Origin of the sequence: Blastococcus sp. LR1 (assembly GCF_020166105.1) — a bacterium.
In the GTDB taxonomy this organism is placed as follows: Bacteria; Actinomycetota; Actinomycetes; order Mycobacteriales; family Geodermatophilaceae; genus Blastococcus.
This window is the reverse complement of the sequence record NZ_JAIUJY010000003.1, coordinates 1-14,792: the sequence shown is the minus strand read 5'-3', so window position 1 is coordinate 14,792 and position 14,792 is coordinate 1. Positions and strand designations below refer to the sequence as shown.

The following is a 14,792-nucleotide window of genomic DNA, read 5'->3' as shown; positions in this document are numbered from 1 at the left end:
GCAGCGAGGTCCTTCATCAGACGCGGAAGCCGAGCGCGCGGAGCTGCTCGCGACCGTCGTCGGTGATCTTGTCCGGGCCCCACGGCGGCATCCAGACCCAGTTGATCCGGATGTCGTCCACCAGGCCGGGGCCGGGGCCGCCGGTCAGGGCCTGACGGGCCTGGTCCTCGATGACGTCGGTCAGCGGGCAGGCCGCCGAGGTCAGCGTCATGTCGATGATCGCGACGTTCGACTCGTCGACGTCGAGGCCGTAGACGAGGCCCAGGTCGACGACGTTGACGCCCAGCTCCGGGTCGACGACGTCGCGCATGGCCTCCTCGAGGTCCTCGAGCAGCGCCGACTTGTAGGCCGGCAGCTCCCCCGAGGTCTCGGCAGTGGTCGGGTTCTCGGTGGTCTCGCTCATGACTGGCCTCCAGCCGTCGACACTGCGCGGGCGGACGCGTCCTTCAACGCCATCCAGCTGAGCAGGGCGCACTTGACGCGCGCGGGGTACTTGGACACGCCGGCGAACGCGACGGCGTCCTCCAGCTCGTCCTCGAGCTTCTCGGCGACCGCGGGGTCGCCCTTCGCCTGCATCAGGGTCATGAAGTGCTCGCCGGTGCCCAGCGCCTCGGACACCGACTTGCCGACCACCAGGTCGTACATGGCCGAGATCGAGGCCTGGCTGATGGAGCAGCCCATGCCCTCGTAGGAGACGTCGGCGATCGTGTCGCCGTCGATCTTCACCCGCAGGGTGATCTCGTCACCGCAGGTCGGGTTGACGTGGTGCACCTCGGCGTCGAACGGGTCGCGGAGACCGCGCCCGTGCGGGTTCTTGTAGTGGTCCAGGATGATCTCCTGGTACATCGATTCCAGCTGCATCAGACGCGCCTCACACAGTTCCGAAGAACTTCTGGGCCGCGCGAATTCCGTCCGCCAGCGCGTCGATGTCGTCGTAGCCGGTGTGCACGTAGAACGTGGCCCGGGTGGTGGCCGGAACGCCGTAGCGGCGCACCACCGGCCAGGCGCAGTGGTGCCCCACGCGCACGGCGATGCCGAGGTCGTCGAGCACCTGGCCCACGTCGTGCGGGTGGATGTCCTCGACGGTGAAGGAGATCGCTCCCCCGCGGGCCACGGTGTCGGGCGGGCCGATCACCGTGACGCCGGGGATCTCGGCCAGCTTCTCCAACGCGTAGGCCGTGAGCGCCTTCTCGTGCTCCTCGACCGTGTCCATGCCCAGGGCCTGGAGGTAGTCGACGGCCGCACCGAGCCCGACCACCTGCGCGGTCATCGGGACACCGGCCTCGAAGCGCTGCGGCGGCGGCATGAAGGTGGAGCCCTCCATGCGCACGACCTCGATCATCGAGCCACCGGTGAGGAACGGCGGCAGCTTGTCGAGCACCTCGTAGCGGCCCCACAGCACGCCGACGCCGGTGGGCCCGAGCATCTTGTGCCCGGAGAACACCAGGAAGTCCGCGCCGAGCTCGGCCACGTCGATCGGCTGGTGCGGCACCGATTGGGCGCCGTCGACCATGACCAGGGCGCCGACCTCGCGGGCCCGCGCCACGATCGGAGCGATCGGGTTGATCGTGCCGAGGATGTTCGACTGCTGGGTGACCGAGACGAGCTTGGTCCGCTCGTTGACCACCGTGTCGAGGTCCGAGAGGTCCAGCCGGCCGTCATCGGTGAGCCCGAGCCAGCGCAGGGTCGCACCCGTCCGCTCGCACAGCTGCTGCCAGGGCAGCAGGTTGGCGTGGTGCTCCATCTCGGTGACCACGATCTCGTCACCCTGGCCGACGGCGTAGGTCCGGAAGTCCGGCTCCTTCGCGGTCGCGGCGTTGGAGAGCGCGTAGGCCACGAGGTTGATCGCCTCGGTGGTGTTCCGGGTGAAGACGATCTCGGTCTCGGGAGCCCCGATGAACGAGCCGATCTTCGCCCGGGCCTCCTCGTAGGCGCCGGTGGCCTCCTCGGCGAGCTGGTGGGCTCCCCGGTGCGGCGCGGCGTTCACGTTCTCGTAGAACCAGCGCTCGGCGTCGAGCACCTGACGCGGCTTCTGGGAGGTCGCCCCCGAGTCGAGGTAGACCAGGCGCTTCCCGTCCCGGACCGTGCGGGTCAGGATCGGGAAGTCGGCCCGGATCACCTCGACGTCCAGAGGCAGGGGCGCTCGCTGCGCCCCGGCATCGGGACGCGAGGCGGTCTGGGTCATGCCTGTGCGACCTCCGCGGGCTTGACGTAGGCGGCGTAGCCCTCGTCCTCGAGCTTGGCGGCGAGCTCCGGACCACCCTCGTCGACGATCTTGCCGGCGACGAAGACGTGCACGAAGTCGGGCTTGATGTACTTCAGGATCCGCGTGTAGTGCGTGATCAGCAGGACGCCGACGTCGCTGTCCTCACGGCTGCGGTTCACGCCTTCGGAGACCACGCGGAGGGCGTCGACGTCGAGGCCGGAGTCGGTCTCGTCGAGGATCGCGATGCCCGGCTTGAGCAGGCGCATCTGCAGGATCTCGTGGCGCTTCTTCTCACCGCCGGAGAAGCCCTCGTTGACGTTCCGCTCGGCGAACGCGGAGTCCATCTCCAGGCCGGCCATCTCGGTCTTGACGTCCTTGACCCAGGTGCGGAGCTTGGGGGCCTCGCCCTTGATCGCGGTGGCGGCGGTGCGCAGGAAGTTCGACACCGAGACGCCGGGGACCTCGACCGGGTACTGCATGGCCAGGAACAGGCCGGCGCGGGCGCGCTCGTCGACGCTCATCGCGAGGACGTCCTCGCCGTCGAGCGTGACGGTCCCGCCGGTGATCGTGTACTTCGGGTGGCCCGCGATCGAGTAGGCCAGGGTCGACTTGCCCGACCCGTTCGGGCCCATGATCGCGTGCGTCTCGCCCGAGCGGACGGTCAGGTCGACGCCACGGAGGATCTCCTTGGTGTCGTCACCCTCGCCGACCGTGACGTGCAGGTCGCGGATCTCCAGAACGGACACTTCTTCTCCTTCAGCTGCCGGCCGCGAGCGGGAGGCGGCCGTCGGACTCGGTGTCGACGAGCACGTCCTCCCCTTCCACGCGGACGGGGTAGACGTCGACCGGCTCGGTGGCCGGCAGGTTGGTGGGCTCGCCGGTGCGCAGGTCGAAGCACGACCCGTGCAGCCAGCACTCGATGGTGGGGGCGCCGTCGAAGGTCTCGACGTCACCCTCGGAGAGAGGGACCTCGGCGTGCGAGCAGAGGTCCTGGATCGCATAGACCGAGCCCTCGTAGCGGACGACGGCGACGTCGACGTCCGCCAGCTCCACCCGCAGGGCCCCGTTCTCGGGGACCTGGGAGAGCGCGCAGATCCGCTCGAACGCCATGTCAGGCGACCTCGACCGGCTGCTCGTCCAGACCCGGGAGGGCGCCGAGACGCGCGTCGATGGTGGCCATCAGGCGGTCCTGCAGCTCGTCCACGCCGATGTGCTGGACGACGTCGGCGAAGAAGCCGCGGACCACCAGGCGGCGGGCGGTCTCGGCGTCGATGCCGCGCGAGCAGAGGTAGAACAGCTGCTCGTCGTCGAACCGGCCGGTGGCGCTGGCGTGGCCGGCGGAGACGATCTCGCCGGTCTCGATCTCCAGGTTCGGCACCGAGTCGGCGCGGGCGCCGTCGGTGAGCACCAGGTTCCGGTTGAGCTCGTAGGTCTCGGTGCCGGTGGCCGCCGGGCGGATGCGGACGTCGCCGATCCAGACCGAGCGCGCGCCCTCGCCCTGCAGCGCGCCCTTGTAGAGCACGTTGCTGGTGCAGTTCGGAACGGCGTGGTCGACCCAGAGGCGGTGCTCCTGGTGCTGCGTCTCGTCGGAGAAGTAGACGCCGAAGAGGTCCGCGCGACCGCCGGGGCCGGTGTACTGCACGTTGCTGACCAGGCGGACGACGTCGCCGCCGAGGGTGACCACGACCTGCTTGAAGGTCGCGTCGCGGCCGACGACGGCGTCGTACTGACCGCCGTGCACGGCACCCGGCGCCCAGTCCTGCACCGACACGAGGGTGACCTGCGCGCCGTCGCCGACGAGGACCGAGACGCCACCGGAGTAGCGGGCCAGGCCGGTGTGGTCCAGGACGACGGTCGCCTTGGCGAACGCGCCGACCTCGACCACAAGCTGACCCCAGACGACGTCATCGGAGCCGGTGCCGGCGAGACCGAGCGTGACCGGACGGTCGAGCTGGGCCTCCTTGGCCACGCGGACCACGTCGGCGCCGTCGGCGTTCTGGCGGGTCAGCGCGGCGAGCCGGTCGACCGGGTCGGGCAGGCCCTTGATCAGCGGGTCACCGGCGTCCACGCGGACGAGCTCGACGCCCTCGGGCAGATCCGTCGTCCAGCCGAGCAACGCGCTCGAGGCCGCACCGTCGAGCAGCGGCTTGATCCGCTTCATCGGCGTGAAGCGCCACGTCTCCTCGCGACCGGTCGGCACGCCGAAGGCGTCCGGGTCGGTCGAGGTGAACCGTTCGGCCGGTGAACCGGTCGGAGCCGGGCCACCGTGCGAGTGCGCACCCGGGGCGACGTCGGTCGAGTCGGCCGGGGTGGTCGGCGGGCCCGCCTGGGCACCCACGCCCGGAGCGAAGAGCTCCGAGGCGAGGGTGGCCGGCTGGGTGGTGAGGTCGGTCGTGCTGGTGTTCTGGTCGGTCATCAGCCGACGGCACCTTCCATCTGCAGCTCGATGAGCCGGTTGAGCTCGAGGGCGTACTCCATGGGGAGCTCACGGGCGATCGGCTCGACGAAGCCGCGCACGACCATGGCCATGGCCTCGTCCTCGGTCAGACCGCGGCTCATCAGGTAGAAGAGCTGGTCGTCGCTGACGCGGGAGACGGTGGCCTCGTGACCCATCGAGACGTCGTCCTCGCGGACGTCGACGTAGGGGTAGGTGTCCGAGCGGCTGATCGTGTCGACCAGGAGCGCGTCGCACTTCACCGTCGACTTGGAGCCGTAGGCGCCCTCGTCGACCTGGACCAGGCCGCGGTAGGAGGTGCGGCCACCGCCACGGGCCACCGACTTCGACACGATGGTCGAGGAGGTGTGGGGGGCGGCGTGCACCATCTTGGCGCCGGCGTCCTGGTGCTGGCCCTCGCCCGCGAAGGCGATCGAGAGGACCTCGCCCTTGGCGTGCTCGCCGGTCATCCAGACGGCCGGGTACTTCATCGTCACCTTGGAGCCGAGGTTGCCGTCGACCCACTCCATGGTCGCGCCCTCGTGGGCCACGGCCCGCTTGGTGACCAGGTTGTAGACGTTGTTCGACCAGTTCTGGATGGTCGTGTACCGGCAGCGCGCGTTCTTCTTGACGATGATCTCGACGACCGCGGAGTGCAGCGAGTCCGACTTGTAGATCGGCGCGGTGCAGCCCTCGACGTAGTGCACGTAGGCGCCCTCGTCGACGATGATCAGCGTCCGCTCGAACTGGCCCATGTTCTCGGTGTTGATCCGGAAGTAGGCCTGCAGCGGGATCTCGACGTGCACGCCCGGCGGCACGTAGATGAAGGAGCCACCGGACCAGGTCGCGGTGTTCAGCGCGGCGAACTTGTTGTCACCGGAGGGGATCACCGAGCCGAAGTACTCCCGGAAGATCTCCGGGTGCTCCTTCAGTGCGGAGTCGGTGTCCAGGAAGAGCACGCCCTGGTCCTCGAGCTCCTTCTGGATCTGGTGGTACACGACCTCGGACTCGTACTGGGCGGCGACGCCCGAGACGAGGCGCTGCTTCTCCGCCTCCGGGATGCCGAGCCGGTCGTAGGTGTTCTTGATGTCGTCGGGCAGGTCCTCCCACGAGGTCGCCTGGGCCTCGGTGGAGCGCACGAAGTACTTGATGTTCTGGAAGTCGATCCCGGAGAGGTCGGAACCCCAGTCGGGCATCGGCTTGCGCTCGAAGAGCTTCAGGGCCTTGAGACGGCGCTCGAGCATCCACTCGGGCTCGCTCTTGCGGCGCGAGATGTCGCGGACGACGTCCTCGTCGACGCCGCGGCGCGCGGAGGCGCCGGCGACGTCGGCGTCCGCCCAGCCGTACTCGTAGCGGCCGAGCTGCTCGATCTGCTCGTCCTGCGTCAGCTGCGTGGCCGCTGCGGGCTGCTGCGTGCTGGTCATGCGGGCGTCCTCTCCCGGTCGTTCGTGGGGGTGGTGCTGGTGGACGACGCGGCGCGCGCGGAGTGCTGCGCTGCTCGCTCACCACGTACAGGGCGTGCAGGGGTCGTTCTGTTCCCCGGGCGCACCGCGCCGGGAATGTGTGTGGTGCAGATCCCGTCGCCGTGGGCGATCGTCGCCAGCCGCTGCACGTGGGTGCCCACGAGCCGGCCGATCACCGCCGTCTCGGCTTCGCACAGCTGGGGGAACTCGGCTGCCACGTGCGCCACCGGGCAGTGGTGCTGGCAGAGCTGCCCTCCGCCGGACAGCGCCGAGGCCGTGGCAGCGTAGCCCTCGGCCGTCAGCGCGGCGGCGAGTGCCTGGGCACGGTCGACCGTCTCGCCGGGCCGCGCACTGACCGCCTGCTCCACGGCGCTGGAGGCGCGGGCCTCCAGGCCGGCGAGCTGCTGCTCGGCGACGGCGCGGACGGCGTCCGGCCCACCCACGCCGGCGACGTACCGCAGCGCGGTCAGCGCCAGGTCGTCGTAGGCGTGCGGAAAGGCCGAGCGGCCGGAGTCGGTGAGGTGGAACCGGCGGGCGGGGCGACCCCGGCCGCGGTGGGCGTCACGCACCTGCCGCTCCTCGACCCGGCCGGTGGCGACCAGGGCGTCGAGGTGCCGGCGGACGGCGGCCGGCGAGATCCCGAGGCGGGCGGCCAGCTCGGTCGCGGTCTGCGGACCGTGCTCCAGGAGCAGGCCGCTCACGCGGTCGCGGGTGCGCCCGTCGTCGGCTGTCGCCGACGGCCGGGACTGAGCCGCGAGGGATTCCACAACACGAGTGTGTCCTATTTCAGAGGTCGTGCAACCAAGGTCGACCTAAGAAGGGAGGTCCTGGCACGTCTTCGTGATCAGGCTCACCGCAGCTGCGTGACCGCCCTCTCCCCCGCGCGGTTCCCACTGCCTCCGGACCGGTCGAGCCTGCTCCGGCGAATACCATCGGCGCGTGCCGCTCCTGCCCGCTGCGTTCTCCGCGACCACCATCTCCCGCCTGGCCCTGGCCAACGCCGTCGCCAACGGGCTGATCGTCGTCACCGGCGGCGCGGTCCGGCTGACCGGCTCCGGACTCGGATGCCCGACATGGCCGCGCTGCACCACCGAGAGCTTCGTCGCGACGCCGGAGCTGGCCGGGCACGGCGTGATCGAGTTCGGGAACCGGCTGCTCACCTTCGTGCTCGCCGCGATCGCGATCGCGACCGTCGTCGCTGTGTGGCGCTCGACCCGCCGCGACCTCCGGCCGCTCGCCGTGGTGACCTTCCTCGGCATCCCGGCCCAGGCGCTGCTCGGCGGGGTCACGGTGCTCACCGGCCTGAACCCCTGGACGGTGGCCGCGCACTTCCTCGTCTCCGCCGTGCTGGTCGCGCTGTCCACGACGCTCTGGCTCCGCTCCCGCGAGCCCGGCGTCGGCTCGCCGCTGCTGCGCCGCCCCTTCGTGCTGCTGACCTGGGGCATCGCCGCCGCGACCGCCGGGGTCCTCGTGCTCGGCACGATCGTCACCGGCAGCGGACCGCACAGCGGCGACGTCGACGACGCCGACGTCCCGACCGGCGACCGCATCGGCTTCGATCCCGAGCTGATGAGCCAGCTGCACGCCGACGTCGTCTTCCTGCTCGTCGGGCTGACCATCGCGATGCTGGTCGCGCTCTACGCGACGGACGCTCCCGACCGCGTGCGCCGGGCCGCCCGGGACCTGCTGATCGTCGAGCTGGCGCAGGGCGTGGTCGGCTACGTGCAGTACTTCACCGACCTGCCGATCGCGCTGGTGCTGCTGCACATGCTGGGCGCCGTGCTCACCACGGCCTTCGCCGCCCGCCTCGTGTGGTCGGTGCGCGGCCCCGCATCGGACCTGCCGCTCGAGGCACGCGAGGAGCAGGCGGCCGCGACCCGCTGACGTCCCCCGTGGGCGATGTGCGCTCAGGGTTGGTTCGGGCGCAGGAAGCAGCCACCCGCGCACACTGCTCCCGGCGGGTGATCCGACGAGCGCGAACCGCCCGCTCACGCCTCCGCGCGCGAATCCCCGACCGGATGGCAACCCGCACGCGCAAGAGGACGGCTGCCCCGGCGCAGTGTCAGTCGTGCAGGACGAGGACCACGAGCGGTGAACCGTCGGCGGCCTCCCAGCGACCGGCGCTGAACCGCTCCCTGCGCGCATCCGCCCAGGCCGGCCGGGCGTCGGCCTCGTCGTGCCAGAGGAGGCGGCCGCCCGGCAGGTACGTGACGACGGGGCAGCCGCCTTCGATCAGCGCCTCGATCTCGGCCCGCTCGAGCGCGACCCCGGTCATCGAGTAGGTGCGCCGGTCGGCGCCGACCAGCTGCCCCATCCGGGCGTTGGCGAGGTCGCTCCTGCTCACACGATGGCGTCGACGATGATCGCGACGGAGAGCAGCGACAGGTACGAGATCGAGACGTGGAACAGCGTCATGGGCTTGAAGTCCCCGCCGCGCTTGATCCGCGAGAGCAGCCGGTGCGACTCCACGACGAACCAGCCGCCGAGCAGGGCCGCCGGGATCGCGTAGCCGAGCCCGATGCCGTACTCCGCGCCGACCGGCCAGAGCAGCAGCGAGACGGCGAACGTCGCCCAGGCCCAGGCGACCGACTGCCGGCCGACCGAGAGCGCGGTGGTGACCACCGGCAGCATCGGGACGTCGGCCCGCGCGTAGTCGTCCTTGAACCGCAGCGCCAGCGCCCAGAAGTGCGGCATCTGCCAGCAGAAGACGACACCGAAGATGACGACCGCCGGCCAGTCCAGGGATCCGGTGACGGCGGCCCAGCCGATGAGCACCGGCGCCGCACCGGGCACGCCGCCCCACTCGGTGCTGCGGCGGGTGTGCCGCTTGAACACCATCGTGTAGAGGACGGCGTAGTAGAAGATCGCCGCCGCCGCGAGCGCCGCGGCCAGCGGCGTCGTCGTCACCAGGAGCAGGACGATCGAGCTGATCGTGAGGACGAACCCGAAGATCAGCGCCGCGCGCGGGGTCACCTCACCGGTGACCAGGGGGCGCTTCTGCGTGCGCTCCATCAACCGGTCGATGTCGCGGTCGAAGTAGCAGTTGAAGACGTTGGCCGCGCCGGCCGCGAAGGTGCCGCCGAGCAGCGTCCAGAACAGCAGTGACAGCGACGGCCAGCCCTGGTCGGCCACCATCATCGCCGGCACCGTGGTGATCAGCAGCAGCTCGATGATCCGCGGCTTGGTGAGGCCGACGTAGGCGCCGATCCGCGCCCGGAGGCGGGTGGCGAGGCGGGGAGCAGGGTCGGCGGGACGCTCGGACAGCGCCGTCACCGGGTGCCCTCGTGCGCGGTCGCGCGCGGGCAGCAGGGCACCACGGGATCCCTTCGAACCGGGGGGAGGAACGTGGCCCATGGTAGCCCGGCCCCCGATCGAGCCAGGCGCGCGCCGTGACCTCGGATGACTAGGGTTGATCGCGTTGATGCTGCGGGCGCAGCGGGTAGGGGCTCGGCCGACGACTTCGGTGGTGCCCCCCGCCTGCTCAGGGTGCGGGGCGACGCCGCTCGGCGTTCCCCGTCCACCGGCGGCCGACCACCCGTCCCGGGTGCATCGCCAGGCCAACCTCGAGGGAGACAGCGACCAGATGGACACGCGCAGCACAGAGGCGGAAGCCCCGGCCGAGGCCGCGACCGACGCGCCCACCGGAAACCCGTCGCAGCCGCGGCCCACCCTGCCCGCCGACTTCGGCGACCTCGACCGCCGTGCGATCGACACCGCCCGGATCCTGGCGATGGACGCGGTCCAGAAGGTCGGCAACGGCCACCCCGGCACTGCGATGAGCATGGCGCCCACCGCCTACCTGCTGTTCCACAAGTGGCTGAAGCACGACCCGAGCGACCCGCAGTGGACCGCCCGCGACCGGTTCATCCTGTCGATGGGCCACTCCAGCCTCACCCTCTACGTCCAGCTCTTCCTGTCCGGCTACGGCCTGGAGCTCGACGACCTCAAGGCCCTGCGCACCTGGGGCTCGAAGACCCCGGGCCACCCCGAGGTCAACCACACCCCCGGCGTCGAGACCACGACCGGCCCGCTGGGCCAGGGCGTCGGCAACGCCGTCGGCATGGCCATGGCCGCCCGCCGCGAGCGCGGCATGCTCGACCCCGACGCCCCCGAGGGCGAGAGCCTGTTCGACCACACCATCTGGGCCTTCTGCTCCGACGGCGACCTGGAGGAGGGCGTCTCGGCCGAGGCGTCGTCCCTGGCCGGCACGCAGCGGTTGGGCAACCTCGTCCTCGTCTACGACGACAACAAGATCTCCATCGAGGACGACACCACGGTCGCCTTCACCGAGGACGTCGGCAAGCGGTACGAGGCCTACGGCTGGCACGTCCAGCGCGTGGACGACGGCGAGGACCTGGCCGCCGTCGACGCCGCCTTCGCCGCCGCCAAGGCGGAGACCGGGCGGCCCTCGATCATCGTGCTGCGCACGATCATCGCCTGGCCGGCCCCGACCAAGCAGAACACCGGCGCCTCGCACGGCTCGGCCCTCGGCGAGGACGAGGTGCGCGCCACCAAGGAGATCCTGGGCTTCGACCCGGAGCAGACGTTCCAGGTCGACGACGACGTCCTGACCCACGCCCGCTCGGTGGTCGACCGCGGTCGCGAGCTGCGCGCGCAGTGGGACGAGCAGTTCGCCGCGTGGCAGAAGGCCAACCCCGAGGGCGCCGCGCTGCTCGAGCGCATGAGCACCCGGACCCTCGCCGCGGGCTGGCAGGAGAAGCTGCCGAGCTGGGACGCCGACCCCAAGGGCGTCGCCACCCGCAAGGCCTCCGGCGAGGTGCTCGCCGCGGTGTACCCGGCCCTGCCCGAGCTCTGGGGCGGTTCGGCCGACCTCGCGGAGAGCAACAACACCGCCGTCAAGGGCGAGCCGTCGTTCCTGCCGGCCGACCGCCAGACCAAGGCGTGGACCGGTGGCCCCTACGGCCGCACGCTGCACTTCGGCGTCCGCGAGCACGCCATGGGCGCGATCATGAACGGGATCGCCCTGCACGGCGGCACCCGCGTCTACGGCGGCACGTTCCTCACCTTCTCCGACTACATGCGCGGAGCCGTGCGGCTGGCCGCGCTCATGCAGCTGCCGGTCACCTACGTGTGGACGCACGACTCGATCGGTCTCGGCGAGGACGGCCCGACGCACCAGCCGATCGAGCACTTCGCGGCGCTGCGCGCCATGCCGGGTCTCGACGTCGTCCGGCCGGCCGACGCCAACGAGGTTGCCGTCGCCTGGCGCACGATCCTGGAGAACAACGACCGCCCCGCGGGCCTGCTGCTCTCGCGGCAGAACCTGCCGGTGTTCGACCGCTCCTCCGGCGGCTCGGCCGAGGGCACCGCGCGCGGCGCCTACGTGCTGGCCGACGCCTCGAACGGCAGCCCCGAGGTCATCCTGCTGGGCACCGGCTCCGAGGTGCAGATCGCCGTCGCCGCCCGCGAGCGGCTCGAGGCCGACGGCGTCCCGACCCGCGTGGTCTCGGTTCCCTGCGTGGAGTGGTTCGCCGAGCAGGAGCAGGGCTACAAGGACGAGGTGCTCCCGCCGTCGGTCCGCGCCCGCGTCAGCGTCGAGGCCGGCGTGCCCATGGGCTGGCGGGAGTTCGTCGGGGACGCCGGACGGATCGTCGGCCTGACCCACTACGGGGCCAGCGCCGCCTACGGCGTCCTGTACGAGGAGTTCGGGCTCACCGACGACGCCGTCGTCGCCGCGGCCCGCGAGAGCATCGAGGCCGCTGCTGCTGGTCCCGGCGTCCCGGCCGGCCCGGTGGCCGCCACGGGCGGCCTCTACTCCCCCACCGGCGACCGCTGAACGCGCCGGCGCCACTGATCCACCCGAGCCCGAAAGGGGCCGACATGGCACAGAACGAGAACCTGGCCGAGCTGTCCCGGGCGGGGGTCGCCGTCTGGCTCGACGACCTGTCCCGCGACCGGATCCACAGCGGGAACCTGCAGTCGCTGGTCGACGAGCACTCGGTCGTCGGGGTCACCACCAACCCCACGATCTTCGCCGCGGCGATCAGCGGATCGGACTCCTACGACGACCAGGTGCACGCCCTCGCGGTGCGCAACGTGAGCGTCGAGGAGGCGCTGCGGACGATCACCGCGGCCGACGTCCGGGACGCCTGCGACCTGCTCGCCCCGGTCGCCGCCCGTCAGCCGGGCGACGGGCGGGTGTCCCTGGAGGTGGCCCCCGGCCTCGCCCACGACACCGACGCCACCGCCGCGGAGGCCGCGCACCTGTGGTGGCTGGTCGACCGGCCGAACCTGTACATCAAGATCCCGGCCACCGAGGCCGGGCTCGGGGCGATCACCACCTCGATCGCCCGCGGGATCAGCGTCAACGTCACCTTGATCTTCAGCCTCGAGCGGTACCGCGCCGTCATGGACGCCTACCTCTCCGGCCTGGAGCAGCGGCTGGCCGACGACCCGGAGGCCGACCTCTCCACGCTCGACTCGGTGGCGTCGTTCTTCGTGTCGCGGGTGGACTCCGAGATCGACAAGCGCCTCGACAAGGCCGGGGCGGACGCCTCGCTCAAGGGCAAGGCCGGCGTCGCCAACGCCCGGCTGGCCTACCAGGCCTACGAGGAGGTGTTCACCTCCGAGCGCTGGCAGGCCCTGGAGGCGAAGGGCGCCCGCCGGCAGCGGCCGCTGTGGGCCTCGACCGGGGTCAAGAACCCCGAGTACTCGGACACGCTCTACCTCAGCGAGCTCATCGCGCCGGGCACGGTCAACACGATGCCCGAGAAGACGATGATGGCCTACGCCGACCACGGCTCGGCCGGCACGCCGGTGCAGAAGTCCTACGACGACGCCGCCGCCGTGATGAAGGCCGTCAGCGACGCCGGCGTCGACCTGGACGACGTCTTCCGGCAGCTCGAGGAAGAAGCGGTCCAGAAGTTCGTCGACTCCTGGGACGAGCTCACCGAGTCGGTGCGCACGGAGCTGGAGGACAAGGCGTGACGCTGGAGGTCACCTCCGCCGGCCTCGAGGTGCCCGAGCCGGTCCGGGCGCAGCTCCTCGAGGACGACGTCGCGGCGCGGCTGGTCCGCAAGGACGCCACGCTGTGGGGTCCTGACGCCGAGAGCGAGGCCGCGGTCCGGCTGGGCTGGCTGGACCTGCCGGCGACCTCGCGCGGGCTGGTCGCCCAGCTGGCCGAGCTGCGCGCCGAGTTGGCCGCCGAGGGCATCGACCGCGTCGTCCTCTGCGGGATGGGCGGCTCGTCGCTCGCGCCCGAGGTGATCTGCCGGACCGCCGGGGTTCCCCTGGTCGTGCTCGACACCACCGACCCCGGCCAGGTGGCCGCCGCGATGACCGACCTCGAGCGGACTGTCGTCGTGGTCAGCTCCAAGTCCGGCGGAACCGTCGAGACGGAGAGCCAGCGCCGGACGTTCGTCGCCGCCTTCGCCGCGGCGGGGCTGGACGAGAAGCAGATCGGCGCGCGATTCGTCGTCGTCACCGATCCCGGCTCGCCGCTGTCGGAGACCGCCGCCGCCATGGGAGCCCGCGCCGTCTTCCTCGCCGACCCCACGGTCGGGGGCCGCTACAGCGCGCTGTCGGCGTTCGGGCTGGTGCCCTCGGCGCTGGCCGGGGCCGACGTCGGCGCGCTGGTCGACGAGGCGGAGGAGCTGGCGGAGGGGCTCGCGCGGCCGGAGAACGCCGCGCTCCAGCTCGGCATCGCGCTCGGCGCGGCCTTCCGCAACGGCCGCGACAAGCTCGCGCTGGCCGACGCGGACGGCTCGCCCATCCAGGGCTTCGGCGACTGGGCCGAGCAGCTGATCGCCGAGTCCACCGGAAAGCTGGGCCGCGGCATCCTGCCCGTCGTCCTGGAGTCCCCCGGTGCGCCGGGGGCCGGCGCGCCCGACGTGCTGCTCGGGCTCGTCGGCGACACGGCTCCGGAGCCCGGCCCCTCGGTCGGGGTCACCGGCCCCCTCGGTGCCCAGTTCCTGGCCTGGGAGTACGCGACCGCGGTGGCGGGGCGGGTGCTGGGGATCAACCCCTTCGACCAGCCCAACGTGACCGAGAGCAAGGAGAACACCCAGGCGATCCTCGCCGGCGGCCTCCCCGACGAACGGCCGCTCGCCACGATCGGCGCGGTGCAGATCCACGGCAGCGGCTCGCTGCTCGAAGGCGTGGACCTGTCGGCGTCGGACGGGCTGCGCCTGGCGCTGGACGCCCTCCTGGGCGCCGTCCCCCCGCGCGGCTACCTGGCGGTCATGGCCTACCTGGACCGGCTGCAGGACGCCTCCGCCGCCGACCTGCGGGCCGCGCTGGCCCGCCGCACCGAGCACGCGGTGACCTTCGGCTGGGGCCCGCGATTCCTGCACTCGACCGGCCAATACCACAAGGGGGGCCCGCAGGTCGGGGCCTTCCTGCAGCTCACCGGCGCGGTGTCCGAGGACCTGCCGGTGCCGGACCAGCCCTACACCTTCGGCACCCTGCAGGCGGCGCAGGCCGCCGGCGACCGCAAGGCACTGGCCGACCGGGAGCGTCCGCTGCTCCACCTGCACCTCATCGACCGGGCAGCGGGAATCGGCCAGCTGCTCACCGCGCTGGGCTGATCGTCGGCGTGGTGCAGCCGGGAGCTCCCGACCGTGCCGCGCAGGAACCAGACCGTCGTCCGGCCCTCCGGGGCCGGACCGCGGGACACGACGCGCACGAGGACGGGTGAATTTAACCCACCCGCCGCGCGAAACCCGGGAGC

14 protein-coding genes are annotated in these 14,792 nt (G+C 71.8%); 4 read left to right on the top strand and 10 right to left on the bottom strand.

Translation table 11 applies throughout. The features are described from left to right. Positions 1–16 precede the first annotated feature (16 nt). Genes LBW97_RS08830 through LBW97_RS08795 form a run of 8 tightly spaced genes read right to left on the bottom strand, consistent with a single transcriptional unit; the run spans position 17 to position 6,870 of the window. Positions 17–403: a metal-sulfur cluster assembly factor gene (locus tag LBW97_RS08830; protein ID WP_224499049.1), complete on the bottom strand. Its 387-nt coding sequence runs from the start codon at positions 401–403 to the stop codon at positions 17–19. Then, on the bottom strand, positions 400–861 hold the full coding sequence (sufU, locus tag LBW97_RS08825; RefSeq protein WP_224499048.1) for a Fe-S cluster assembly sulfur transfer protein SufU: 462 nt from the start codon (positions 859–861) through the stop codon (positions 400–402). Before sufU ends, LBW97_RS08830 begins: the two co-directional genes overlap by 4 nt. Before the next feature lie 10 nt (positions 862–871). After that, on the bottom strand, positions 872–2,185 hold the full coding sequence (locus LBW97_RS08820; RefSeq protein ID WP_224499047.1) for a cysteine desulfurase: 1,314 nt from the start codon (positions 2,183–2,185) through the stop codon (positions 872–874). Continuing rightward, a complete protein-coding gene (gene sufC / locus LBW97_RS08815) occupies positions 2,182–2,952 on the bottom strand; it encodes a Fe-S cluster assembly ATPase SufC (RefSeq protein ID WP_224499046.1) in 771 nt (256 codons plus the stop codon). The genes LBW97_RS08820 and sufC overlap by 4 nt, the downstream gene beginning before the upstream one ends. Before the next feature lie 10 nt (positions 2,953–2,962). Next, on the bottom strand, positions 2,963–3,316 hold the full coding sequence (locus tag LBW97_RS08810) for a non-heme iron oxygenase ferredoxin subunit (protein ID WP_224499045.1): 354 nt from the start codon (positions 3,314–3,316) through the stop codon (positions 2,963–2,965). Between the two features lies 1 nt (position 3,317). Next, on the bottom strand, positions 3,318–4,622 hold the full coding sequence (sufD, locus tag LBW97_RS08805; protein WP_224499044.1) for a Fe-S cluster assembly protein SufD: 1,305 nt from the start codon (positions 4,620–4,622) through the stop codon (positions 3,318–3,320). Further along, the gene (sufB, locus tag LBW97_RS08800) at positions 4,622–6,064 is read right to left on the bottom strand and encodes a Fe-S cluster assembly protein SufB (protein ID WP_224499043.1); all 1,443 of its coding nucleotides are present in this window, start codon (positions 6,062–6,064) and stop codon (positions 4,622–4,624) included. The genes sufD and sufB overlap by 1 nt, the downstream gene beginning before the upstream one ends. Continuing rightward, entirely contained in the window at positions 6,061–6,870 is an 810-nt protein-coding gene (locus tag LBW97_RS08795; protein WP_224499042.1) for a metalloregulator ArsR/SmtB family transcription factor, read from the bottom strand. The genes sufB and LBW97_RS08795 overlap by 4 nt, the downstream gene beginning before the upstream one ends. Positions 6,871–7,042: 172 nt before the next feature. On the opposite strand from LBW97_RS08795, the gene LBW97_RS08790 reads away from it, so the two are divergent. Continuing rightward, positions 7,043–7,987, top strand: coding sequence for a heme A synthase (locus tag LBW97_RS08790; protein ID WP_224499041.1), 945 nt, complete (start codon positions 7,043–7,045; stop codon positions 7,985–7,987). Between the two features lie 178 nt (positions 7,988–8,165). Here LBW97_RS08790 and LBW97_RS08785 read toward each other — a convergent pair whose 3' ends face one another. Both LBW97_RS08785 and LBW97_RS08780 read right to left on the bottom strand, forming a co-directional pair. Next, positions 8,166–8,447, bottom strand: a complete 282-nt coding sequence (locus LBW97_RS08785; RefSeq protein ID WP_224499040.1) for a hypothetical protein — start codon at positions 8,445–8,447, stop codon at positions 8,166–8,168. Then, positions 8,444–9,376 carry a heme o synthase gene (locus LBW97_RS08780; RefSeq protein WP_224499039.1) on the bottom strand — a complete coding sequence of 311 codons (933 nt, stop codon included), beginning with the start codon at positions 9,374–9,376 and terminating at the stop codon, positions 8,444–8,446. The genes LBW97_RS08785 and LBW97_RS08780 overlap by 4 nt, the downstream gene beginning before the upstream one ends. A 310-nt stretch (positions 9,377–9,686) precedes the next feature. On the opposite strand from LBW97_RS08780, the gene tkt reads away from it, so the two are divergent. Genes tkt through LBW97_RS08765 form a run of 3 tightly spaced genes read left to right on the top strand, consistent with a single transcriptional unit; the run spans position 9,687 to position 14,649 of the window. Continuing rightward, a complete protein-coding gene (gene tkt, locus LBW97_RS08775) occupies positions 9,687–11,900 on the top strand; it encodes a transketolase (RefSeq protein WP_224499038.1) in 2,214 nt (737 codons plus the stop codon). 44 nt (positions 11,901–11,944) lie between these two features. Beyond that, entirely contained in the window at positions 11,945–13,051 is a 1,107-nt protein-coding gene (tal, locus tag LBW97_RS08770) for a transaldolase (RefSeq protein ID WP_224499037.1), read from the top strand. Further along, positions 13,048–14,649 carry a glucose-6-phosphate isomerase gene (locus LBW97_RS08765; RefSeq protein WP_224499036.1) on the top strand — a complete coding sequence of 534 codons (1,602 nt, stop codon included), beginning with the start codon at positions 13,048–13,050 and terminating at the stop codon, positions 14,647–14,649. Before tal ends, LBW97_RS08765 begins: the two co-directional genes overlap by 4 nt. The last annotated feature ends 143 nt before the right edge of the window (positions 14,650–14,792 follow it).